This is a genomic window from Streptomyces sp. NPDC048275, from assembly GCF_040652275.1.
Lineage (GTDB): Bacteria > Actinomycetota > Actinomycetes > Streptomycetales > Streptomycetaceae > Streptomyces.
Window position 1 is genome coordinate 1 of sequence record NZ_JBEZLR010000174.1, and the last position, 10,069, is coordinate 10,069.

The 10,069-nt window shown below is 69.1% G+C and carries 7 protein-coding genes and 1 pseudogene; 7 read left to right on the plus strand and 1 reads right to left on the minus strand.

Annotated elements, in window-relative coordinates; translation table 11 throughout:
* Positions 1 to 64 precede the first annotated feature (64 nt).
* A complete protein-coding gene (locus tag AB0D57_RS46100; protein WP_362088501.1) occupies positions 65 to 1,513 on the plus strand; it encodes a site-specific integrase in 1,449 nt (482 codons plus the stop codon).
* A 393-nt stretch (positions 1,514 to 1,906) separates the two neighbouring features.
* Here the strand turns inward: AB0D57_RS46100 and AB0D57_RS46105 are convergent, their stop codons facing one another.
* Entirely contained in the window at positions 1,907 to 2,932 is a 1,026-nt protein-coding gene (locus AB0D57_RS46105; protein WP_362088502.1) for a Glu/Leu/Phe/Val dehydrogenase dimerization domain-containing protein, read from the minus strand.
* Between the two features lie 251 nt (positions 2,933 to 3,183).
* On the opposite strand from AB0D57_RS46105, the gene hppD reads away from it, so the two are divergent.
* The 6 genes and pseudogenes from hppD to fahA all read left to right on the plus strand — a co-directional run bounded on the left by hppD (position 3,184) and on the right by fahA (position 9,924).
* Positions 3,184 to 4,329, plus strand: coding sequence for a 4-hydroxyphenylpyruvate dioxygenase (gene hppD / locus AB0D57_RS46110; RefSeq protein WP_362088503.1), 1,146 nt, complete (start codon positions 3,184 to 3,186; stop codon positions 4,327 to 4,329).
* Positions 4,330 to 4,405: 76 nt separating this feature from the next.
* Complete coding sequence (locus AB0D57_RS46115; RefSeq protein WP_362088504.1) at positions 4,406 to 5,779, plus strand: PLP-dependent aminotransferase family protein; 1,374 nt, start codon at positions 4,406 to 4,408, stop codon at positions 5,777 to 5,779.
* A 122-nt stretch (positions 5,780 to 5,901) separates the two neighbouring features.
* Entirely contained in the window at positions 5,902 to 6,309 is a 408-nt protein-coding gene (locus tag AB0D57_RS46120; RefSeq protein WP_362088505.1) for a RidA family protein, read from the plus strand.
* A gap of 79 nt (positions 6,310 to 6,388) precedes the next feature.
* Positions 6,389 to 7,348 (plus strand): MBL fold metallo-hydrolase, encoded by a 960-nt coding sequence (locus AB0D57_RS46125; protein WP_362088506.1) that lies wholly within the window; start codon positions 6,389 to 6,391, stop codon positions 7,346 to 7,348.
* Positions 7,349 to 7,404: 56 nt separating this feature from the next.
* Positions 7,405 to 8,600, plus strand: a pseudogene (locus AB0D57_RS46130) (cupin domain-containing protein).
* 115 nt (positions 8,601 to 8,715) lie between these two features.
* Positions 8,716 to 9,924 (plus strand): fumarylacetoacetase, encoded by a 1,209-nt coding sequence (gene fahA / locus AB0D57_RS46135; RefSeq protein ID WP_362088507.1) that lies wholly within the window; start codon positions 8,716 to 8,718, stop codon positions 9,922 to 9,924.
* The last annotated feature ends 145 nt before the right edge of the window (positions 9,925 to 10,069 follow it).

The following is a 10,069-nucleotide window of genomic DNA, read 5'->3' on the forward strand; positions in this document are numbered from 1 at the left end:
CCTCCGCGCGAAGTCCACGCCGAGTACGAGAAGTTGCGAATCGCCGCGTGAAATAGACGGTCAGATGCCTGTCCGGAAAACGCGAGGCCCCTCAGACCGCTGGCTTAAGAAGCGGGCAGACAAGCAAACCGGCAAGAGGGAGCGGACTGCCCGCTACGGGAAAGGCCAGCGCTATCGAGTCAGGGGGATCCCTGGAGTCCTCGACCGCTCATTCGATACCAGCGAGGACGCCAAGCAGTGGCTCGCCACCGCTAAGACCGACACCAAGCGGGGCGAGTTCGTCGACCCGCGCGACGGCGAGATCTCCCTCACCGAGTACATCGTCGACCACTGGTGGCCGAGCCGGACCGACGAGCCCTCGACCGAGGGTCCGATGCGTAGCTGCATCTGGAACCACATCATTCCGATCCTGGGCGACTTCCCGCTCCGCGAGATCGACGCCTCGGCTCTGCGCTCGTTCGCGGCCGCACTGCTGGGTCGGGTCGAGAGCTCGACGGCCGAGGTGATCTGGGGCCATCTCTCGTCTATCCTCAACAGCGCGGTCGACGACAAGCGGCTGCTGCGGAACCCCATCAAGGTCCACCGGAGCGTCAAAGCTCCACGGCGTACGGAGAAGAAGGCCAAGGCCTGGACGCGGTCCGTCGTCGCCGCAGTCCGCCTCCATCTCCAGGACCGCTACAGGTTCGCGGTCGACCTTGGACTCGGGCTCGGCCTGCGCCAGGGGGAGGCCTTCGGACTGGCGGAAGAGGACTTCGACTTCGAGGCGGGCGTCGTACACATCCGGCGCCAGCTCAGGTGGGACATCAAGGGTCGGCCCTACTTCTGCCTCCCCAAGGGGGGCAAGATGCGCGTCGTACCTCTGTCTCCCAATCTCACTGCCCGAGCGCGTGACCACTTCCGCCGTTTCCCGTCCACCCCGTGCACGTTGCCGTGGCGGAACCCTGAGCCCCCGACCAATGCTCTGGAGGCTCGGCAGCGGAAGCCGATCACCGTGCAGTTGGCCCTCACGACCTCGCACGGCAACCGGATCTACTACCGGACATGGAACGACCGAAGCTGGAAGCTGGCCCTGGCAGCGGCCGGTCTCATCAAGGCCGTGGGCGAGAAGGTCCGCCGGGACGGCGGCCGGATCCGGCGGACTCCCGTCTACGCGGCGCCGCGCGAGGACATGTTCCATGTCCTGCGGCACACCTACGCCAGCGTGCAGTTGGAGGCCGGCGAGTCGGTCGTGAGCCTGTCCACATGGCTGGGGCACTCCTCGCCGAAGATCACGCTCGACCACTACGCTCACTTCATGCCCGGCGCCGGTCAGCGCGGCCAGGCCGCGATGGACGCGTGGCTGGAGCAAGATCAACCGAGGATTCTCCCCGGGAACTCCCCAGCCGCCGAGTGGATCAAGAAAATGACACTGAATCCGCAGGTCAAGGGCCTGATCGCATCCGGCGCCAGCATGAACGTCAAGTACAAGGAGACGGCGCGCGGGGGTCTGGCGGTCAACATCATCGAGTGCTGAGGAGGTAGGACCTGACCTGCGCGTTCATAACTTTCAGCACGGTCAGGGTCTTCCCTGCCATCGCGGCGGAAAGTCCCCGGTACGTCCCTGGGACAGCCGTGAAAGTCTCCGAAAAGCCCCCGGGAAAATCGCTCGAGAGCCCAGTGCGCCGTCGGTCAGGGCGGCGGCCACCCGCTGATCCGTCGGGAGCACCGCACGCCCTGGAGGTGGCCCGCGAACTGGCCCAGCACGGTGTTGAACTGCTCGAACAGCCCGTTCCGCCTAGGACCTGGACAGCCTCGGCCGCGTGCACCGGAACTCCCCCGTACCCGTCGTCGCTGATGAGGACTGCTTGCTGCCCGAGGACGTGCTGCCGCTGCGCGGCCGGGCATCGCGGTGAACATCAAGCTGACGCTACAAGTCCTGTGTGCGTCGGCGGGCCAGTTCGGTGGCGGCGGTGTTCGTCGAGGTGTTGTTCTTGTCCGCGAGTTCGAAGACCTCGGTGAGGGTGTGGCCGATGCGGGCGCAGTCCTCGAGGACGCGGGTCCGGTCGTAGCCGTCCAGCAGCGCCGCGTTGTTGATGAGGCCGCCGCCGTTGGCGATGAAGTCGGGCGCGTAGAGAATGCCGGCGTCGCGCAGCAGGTCTCCGACGGTGGGGTCGGACAGCTGGTTGTTCGCGGCGCCGGCCACGACCTTGGCCTTGAGCCGGGGCACGGTCGTCGGGGTGAGTACGTCGCCGAGGGCGCAGGGGGCGAACACGTCGACGGGCTGGGTGAGGATGTCCTTGATGGACACTTCCTGGGCGTCGAACTCCCTGACGGCGCGGCGTACGGCGTCGGGGCGGATGTCGGTGACCAGCAGGTGCGCACCCGCTTCGGCGAGCATCCTGGCCAGGAAGTAACCGACCTTGCCCAGGCCCTGGACGGCGATACGGCGGCCGCTCAGGTCGGAGGTCCCCCAGACGCGTTGTGCCGCGGACCGGATGGAGGACAGGACTCCGGCGGCGGCGGGCTCGTCGGAGTCGACTCCCTCGCCGCCCAGGACGTGTGGGGTGTTCTCGCGCATGAGGGCCACGTCGTCGACCGAGATGCCGACGTCCTCTCCGGTGACGAAGCGGCCGCCGAGCCGGTCGACCGCGGCGCCCATCGCGCGGAGCAGTTCCGGTGTCTTGTCCCGTCCGGAGTCGCCGAAGACGACGGCCTTGCCGCCGCCGAAGGGCAGCCCGGCCAGGGCCGACTTGTAGGTCATCGCCTGCGAGAGGCGCAGGGCGTCGCCGATGCCGTCCGCCTCCGTGGCGTACTCCCACATGCGGGTGCCGCCCATGGCGTTGCGCGGTCCGACGCGGTGGACCGCGATCACGGCCCGCAGGCCGGACCGCGGGTCGCTGGCGAACGCGACCTGCTCGTGGTCGTCGAAGGCGGGATGCTGGAACACGGTCATGAAGGCCTCCACCTGGTGAGCGGCTTGAGACGTGGCGCCATCAACGTAGGTCCGCGCCGCTCGCGCTCTCCGGTCCAAGCAGCGGTGAAGGGACCGGACCGTCCGCCCGCCGACTTGGTGCGGTCTCTTCGGCCCTCTTTGGTCCGGGCGTTCCCCCGGACGGCTCCCTAGCTTCGGAATTGACCGGGCTCGGGCCCCGCATGTCGTGCTCGAGTCCTCCTCGCACGTCGTCGCGTCGTAAGGAGTCGTCCATGACGGAAGCGACCACCGATCGTCAGCCCCTGCTCGGCTATCACCACCTGCGCTACCACGTCGGCAATGCCAAGCAGGCCGCCCACTACTACCGCACCGCCTTCGGCTTCACGCCCATCGCGTACTCCGGCCCGGAGACCGGCAACCGCGACAGCGCCTCCTGGGTGCTCGCGCAGGGCGACGTACGCCTGGTGCTGACCGCCGGCCTGCTGCCGGGTCACCTCGTCACCGACCAGCAGCATCTCCATGGCGACGGCGTACGGGACATCGCTTTCGCCGTACCGGACGTGCGGGCCGCGTTCGATGCCGCGCTCGCCGGTGGAGCCGAGCCGGTGACCGAGCCGCACGAGATCGTCGACGACCACGGCAAGGTGGAGCTGGCGAGCATCGCCAGTTACGGCGACACCATCCACACCTTCGTCGACGCGTCCGGCTACTCGGGCCCCTTCCTGCCCGGCTACCAGGCGGTCGGCGACACCGGCAGGCCGGGCGGACTGAAGCCGCTGTGGACCGTGCCGCCGGGCCGCGACTTCGGCATCACCGCGATCGACCACATCGTGTGCAACGTCCCGCTGCACGAGATGAACACCTGGACCGAGTTCTACCAGCGGGTACTCGGCCTCACCCAGCTCGTCCACTACGACGACGAGACCGTCGGCACCCAGTTCACGTCGATGATGAGCAAGGTCGTCTGGGACGGCACCGGGAAGATCAAGCTCAATGTCAACGAGCCCGCGCAGGGCAAGTCGCTGTCCCAGATACAGGAGTACCTGAACTACTACGGCGGCTCCGGGGTGCAGCACATCGCCTTCGCTACCGACGACATCGCCACCACGGTCCGGGAGATGCGGGACAGCGGAGTACGGTTCATGCGCGTTCCGGACACCTACTACGACGAAGTGCGGGAGCGGGTCGACATCGATGCGCTGAACCTCGACCTGCGTCGGCTCGCCGACCTCGGCGTACTGCTGGACCAGGACGAGGACGGCTACCTGCTCCAGGTGTTCACCGAGCCCGCCCAGGACCGGCCGACCCTCTTCTACGAGGTCATCGAGCGGCACGGCACCCGCGGGTTCGGCCTGAACAACTTCAAGGCCCTCTTCCAGGCCATCGAGCGCGAGCAGGCCGCCCGCGGCAACCTCTGAGCCTGATGGGGCCGGTGCTAATGTCCCACCCTGTGCCGTTCGACCACACCACCCGGGGTCGGAACTCCTGCTCGGCATGGACCGCTTCAGCGACACCCCGATGCACGTACAGCTGGAGGGCGCGCTGCGCGACGCCATCCGCGGCGGCCGCTTCGCCGACGGAACGAAACTGCCCGCCTCCAGGGTCCTGGCCACCGAACTCAGCTGCTCGCGCTGGGTGGTCGTGGAGGCGTACCAGCAGCTCACCGCCGAGGGATATCTCCAGGCCCGGGCGGGCGGTGGCACGGTGGTCGTCAGCCCTCCGCCCGCGGCCGAGGACGTTCAACGGACTCCTGTTCCCGCGCCGCCCGCGGTCCTGGTCGACTTCGAACCCGGACTCCCGGACCTGGCCGCGTTCCCCCGCGGTATGTGGCTGCGGGCGCTCCAGCACACGGTGCGAAGCCTGCCTCCCCACGATCTCGACTACGGGGCCGACGCCGGAGTACCCCTGCTGCGGCGTGTGCTGGCCGAGCAACTGGCGCGTACTCGCGGGGTCCGGACAGACGCGGAAGGCGTGCTGGTGTGCGCGGGCGTCACGCACGGCCTGACGCTGCTGTGTGAGGTACTGCGCGAGCGGGGACATCACCAGGTCGCCGTCGAGGACCCCGGCTGGCCGCGGCTGAGCAAGGCCGTACGCCGGGCGGGACTCACCCCGGTCCAGGTACCGGTGGACGAGGAGGGGCTGGTCGTCGACGCGCTGCGGCGGACGCCGGCCCGTGCGGTGCTGGTCTCACCGGCCCACCAGTTCCCGGCGGGCGTCGTGCTGTCCCCCAGCCGTCGGACGGCTCTGCTCGACTGGGCGCGCGAACGCGACGCGCTGGTCTTCGAGGACGACTACGACGCCGAGTACCGCTACGACCGGGGACCGGTCGGCGCGCTGCAGGGACTGGCCCCCGACCGGGTCGCGTACCTCGGCACGGTCAGCAAGTCACTCGGTCCCGGCGTGGGGATCGGCTGGCTGGTCGCGCCCGAAGAACTACGGCCGGCTTTGCTCGGCCTCCGGGACTGCGGAGACCCCGTCCCGGCCACCCTCGATCAGATGGCCCTGGCCCATCTGATCGAGTCGGGCTCGCTGGACCGGCATCTGCGCCGCACCCGGATCAGCTACGTGCAGCGCCTGAACACGCTTCGCACCGCGCTGGCCGAGCAGCTGCCCGGGGCCCGTATCCAGGGCGTCGACGCCGGTCTGCACCTCACGCTCCTGCTGCCCGACGACGCGGATGAGGCTGCCCTCGTCCGTGCAGCCCGGCGGCTGGGGGTGCTGGCTGCCGGACTCGGTGACTACCACAGCGGTACGTCACCCAGGCCCGGTCTGGTGATCGGCTACGGCAAGGTCCGGCGGCGGCAGATCGCCGAGGGGATCGCAACGCTGGCCACGGCCTACCGGACGACTCGCCGCGTCGGAAACTGACCTGTGGACCGGTCTCCACATGGACCGGTCCACCGGCCCCTGAATGGTCAGGTTCAGCCAGGAAATCGCCGCCTAGCCTCCTTGGCACAGAGCAGTTCGCCACAGGTTTTCCGGAGGTAGGAATGGCAACGAATCCGCAGGCCATCAGTGCACCCGAGCTGGCTCCCGGCCCGGCCGCGAAGTTCTTCTACAACCACGCGGTCCGCCACGGCAGGCAGCTGTGGATCTCGGGCCAGGTCTCGATGAACGCGGACGGAGCCGTCGTCGGTGAAGGAGACATCACGCGGCAGGCGGAGCAGGTCTTCGAGAACCTCTCGGCCGTGCTGCGGGCCGCGGGCGGCAACCTCTCGCACGTGGTGTCCACGACGACGTACGTGACCGACCGGTCCCTGCTGCTGCCCGTCAACGATGTCCGCGGCAAATACCTGACGACCGACCCGGCGCCCACCAGCACCCTGCTGGTCGTGGCCGGCCTGGCCCGGCCTCAGTTCCTGCTGGAGATCAGCGCGGTCGCCGTCCTGCCCGAGTGACCACACTCACTCGAAAGGCACGGCGGGCGGGAGGCACGGCTCCCGCCCCTGAAGGATCCCACCCACCAGGAGACCCCAGATGAGCAAGCCGTTCGCCTCCTCGGCGGATCTGTCCGAGAAGCAGCAGAGCCTCGAAGTACTCGCCGACGGCGTCTACGCCCTGACCGCCGAGGGCGACCCGAACGTCGGCGCCATCGAAGGCGAGGACTTCGTCGTCTGCTTCGAGGCCCTTGCCACCCCGGTCGCGGCCCACGCATGGCTGGCGCGGCTGCGCGAGCACACCGACAAGCCGGTCAAGTACCTGATCCTGTCGCACTACCACGCCGTACGCGTGCTGGGCGCGAGCGCCTTCGCCGCGGACGTGATCATCGCCCACGACCGCACCCGCGAGCTGATCGCCGAACGCGGCAAGCAGGACTGGGCGTCGGAGTACGGCCGGATGCCCCGCCTCTTCAAGGAGCCGGACTCCGTCCCGGGCCTGACCTGGCCCACCCAGACCTTCGGCGACCGGGTCACCATCGACCTCGGTGGCGACCGCGGTGACCTCGTGCTGGAACACGTCGGCCGCGGCCACACCGAGGGCGACATCGTCGCCTGGCTGCCCCAGCACAAGATCCTCTTCGCCGGTGACCTCGTGGAGGCCCAGGCCGCCCTCTACACCGGCGACGCGTTCCACCGGGAGTGGTCCACCACCACGCTGGACCGCGTGGCCGCCTACCGGGCCGAGTCGATCGTCGGCGGCCGTGGCGCGATCGCCCACGGACGCGCGGCAGTCGACGCCGCCATCGCCCAGACCCGGCACTTCCTCCAGGTCATGCTGCGCGAGGTCGGCGACGTCCAGGCACGCGGCGGCACCCTCAAGGAAGCCTTCCACGCCACCCACGACGCGCTGGTCGACCGGTACGGCGGCTGGCCGATCTTCGAGCACTGCCTGCCGTTCGACGTGGCCCGGGTCTGGGACGAACTGTCCGGCATCGACCGCCCCGTGATCTGGACGGCCGAACGCGACCGTCAGGTCTGGAACGCCCTCCAGGACTGAAGCCGCTTGACATCCATCGGAGCATCCGTCGGGACCGACACGACAGGGGGAGCCTCATGGCGTACTACCGGCAGGTGGGCGACATCCCGCCCAAGCGGCACACCCAGTACCGCCGACCGGACGGCGGCCTGTACTACGAGGAACTGATGGGAGAGGAGGGCTTCGCGTCCGACTCCTCCCTGCTCTACCACCGCTACATTCCCTCGGCCATCGAGGACGCCGCGCCGTGGGACCTCCCGACCAGTCCCTCACCGCCAACCACCCTTTGAAACCACGGCGCTTGAAGCTGCATGAGCTGTTCGGCGAGGAGTGGAAGACCAAGGACGCGGTGACGGGACGACGGCTCGTCCTGGGCAACGAGGACGTCAGGATCTCGTACGCCGTCGCGGGCGGGCCCTCGCCGCTGTACCGCAACGCGACCGGCGACGAGTGCGTCTACGTCGAGTCGGGATCGGCCGAAGTCGAAACAGTGTTCGGCACCTTGGCGGCCCGGCAGGGCGACTACGTGGTTCTCCCCCGCTCGACGACACACCGGTGGGTGCCCACGGGCGGCGAGCCGCTGCGGCTGTACGCCATCGAAGCCAACTCCCACATCACCCCCGCCCGCCGCTATCTGTCGAAGTACGGCCAACTGTTGGAGCACGCTCCCTACTGCGAGCGCGATCTGCGCGGCCCGGACGGACCTCTGCTCGTCGACGGCCCGAACGTCGAGGTGCTGGTGAAGCACCGCTCGCCCGGCGGCATCACGGGCACCCGCCACCTCTACCCGCAGCACCCGTTCGACGTGGTCGGCTGGGACGGCTGCCTGTACCCCTACGTCTTCAACGTCGGCGACTTCGAGCCCATCACCGGCCGGATCCACCAGCCGCCGCCGGCCCACCAGGTCTTCGAGGGAAAGAACTTCGTGATCTGCAACTTCGTACCCCGCAAGGTCGACTACCACCCGCTGGCGATCCCCGTGCCCTACTACCACTCCAACGTCGACAGCGACGAGGTCATGTTCTACTGCGGCGGGGACTACGAAGCCCGCAAGGGTTCCGGCATCGGGCAGGGCTCCGTCTCCCTGCACCCCGGCGGCCACGCACACGGACCGCAGCCCGGCGCGTACGAACGCAGCATCGGCGCCGAGTACTTCGACGAACTCGCGGTCATGGTCGACACCTTCCGGCCGCTGCACCTGGGCGAGGGCGGCCTGGCCGCCCAGGACGACGGCTACGCCTGGACCTGGGCCGCAGCAGGCCCCCAGCGGTGAGCGCCGAACCGGCCCTGCCGACCGGGCTGATCGAAGATGCGGACCCTCGGCCTCTGGGTCCGAAAGAGCGGAAAGAACAGAAAGAACGGAAAGAACGGAAAGAACAGGAACGACCGTGGCACAGACCTGGGTTGACATACCCGAGAACTCCCCCTTCCCCCTCCAGAACCTGCCGTACGGCATCTTCTCCCCGTCAGGCAGCGGCCCCCGGGTGGGGGTGGCCGTCGGCAACCACGTACTGGACCTGGCGCAGGCGACCGGAGACACGCGCTTCGTCCAGCCCACCCTGAACACCTTTCTCGCCGCCGGCCGACGCCGCTGGTCGCGGACCCGGGCCCAGATCACCTCCCTGCTGACCGACGAACGGCACCGGGCCCGGGTGGAAGGCGCCCTGCATCCCATGGCCGAGGTGACGCTCCATCTGCCCGTCGCGGTCGGGGACTACGTCGACTTCTACGCCAGCGAGCACCACGCGGCCGGCCTCGGCCGGATGTTCCGCCCCGGCCAGGAGCCGCTGCTGCCCAACTGGAAGCATCTGCCGGTCGGTTACCACGGCCGGGCCGGCACCATCGTGCCCACCGGCACTCCCGTCGTACGACCGCACGGCCAGCGCATCCTCGATGGCACTGTCGTTCATGGGCCGACGACACGGCTGGACATCGAGGCAGAGGTCGGCTTCGTCATCGGCCCCTCCAGCCGACTGGGCACGCCGGTACCGGCCAAGGATTTCGCCGAGCACGTCTTCGGTGTCGTACTGGTCAACGACTGGTCCGCCAGGGACATCCAGGCCTGGGAGTACGTCCCGCTCGGACCCTTCCTCGGAAAGTCCTTCGCCACGTCCGTCTCCGCCTGGGTCGTCCCGCTGGAGGCGCTCGGCGCCGCCCGCGTCCCGACCCCGACACAGGACCCGGTGCCCTTGCCCTATCTGCTGGAGTCCGAGCCCTGGGGCCTGGACCTCGACCTGGAGGTCGAGGTGAACGGCACCGTCGTCTCCCGCCCGCCCTACCGGGAGATGTACTGGTCGCCCGCGCAGATGCTCGCCCACATGACGGCGGGCGGCGCGAGCGTCCGCACCGGGGACCTCTACGCCTCCGGCACCGTCTCGGGCCCGGCCACCGGACAAGCCGGCTCTCTGATCGAGCTGACCGAGAACGGCGCGCATCCGCTGGAGCTGGCCGACGGCCGACGGCGCGTCTTCCTCGAAGACGGCGACACCGTCACCCTCCGGGCCACCGCACCGGGTGCCGACGGAGCCCGGATCGGATTCGGCCCCGTCTCGGGCACCGTCGTCGCCACACCGAAGGACGCCTGCCCACGTCTGTGAGGCCTGCGTCCGCCCCTGGCGCCTTCGGCTGCGGAAAGACGTACCGCACACAGGGCTGATGCGTTCTCACTCGGCGAGATGAGCTGATCGCGTGCGCATGCGCCGCGGCGGCCGGACTGGAGACGGTGAACGCGACCCCCGATGA